1 protein-coding gene is annotated in these 433 nt (G+C 67.2%); it reads left to right on the plus strand.

Going from position 1 to position 433, the window contains the following annotated elements; all coding sequences use genetic code 11:
* Nucleotides 1–231: 231 nt before the first annotated feature.
* Nucleotides 232–433: hypothetical protein (locus EEB19_RS26430; protein ID WP_222929992.1), on the plus strand; the 202-nt coding region annotated here is incomplete at its 3' end.

The following is a 433-nucleotide window of genomic DNA, read 5'->3' on the forward strand; positions in this document are numbered from 1 at the left end:
TGCCCCGGGCTATCCGCGTACGCCGCTGGTGGATCTGGCCGTCGGCCGCGATGCTGCGCTGGCCGCCTACCGGCAGACGGGGGCTGGGTAAAGCGCGGGCTGAGCGTTCCAGTCAGTTAGCTGAACGCGGCCCTGTTGCCGCGACCGATCATCATCCCGACATCGCATCGGGCTGTTTATTCTCTCTGCGCCCGTAAGCCGCCGACCCGACCGGAAAACAAGGAGAACCACATGATCCGCAACACCACCCGCAACGTCGCACTGGCCCTGATGAGTGCGGCCGTCCTGTCGGCCTGCGCCACCGGCGGCTCCTATGTGCAGAGCGACCAGTACGGCAACCCGACCGAACAGCAGAACCGTACCGGCCGCAACGCGCTGATCGGTACCGCCATCGGTGTGGCTGCCGGCCTGCTGACCGGTGACAGCGCCACCG

The organism is Gordonia sp. OPL2, from assembly GCF_003797825.1.
Classification (GTDB): domain Bacteria; phylum Actinomycetota; class Actinomycetes; order Mycobacteriales; family Mycobacteriaceae; genus Gordonia.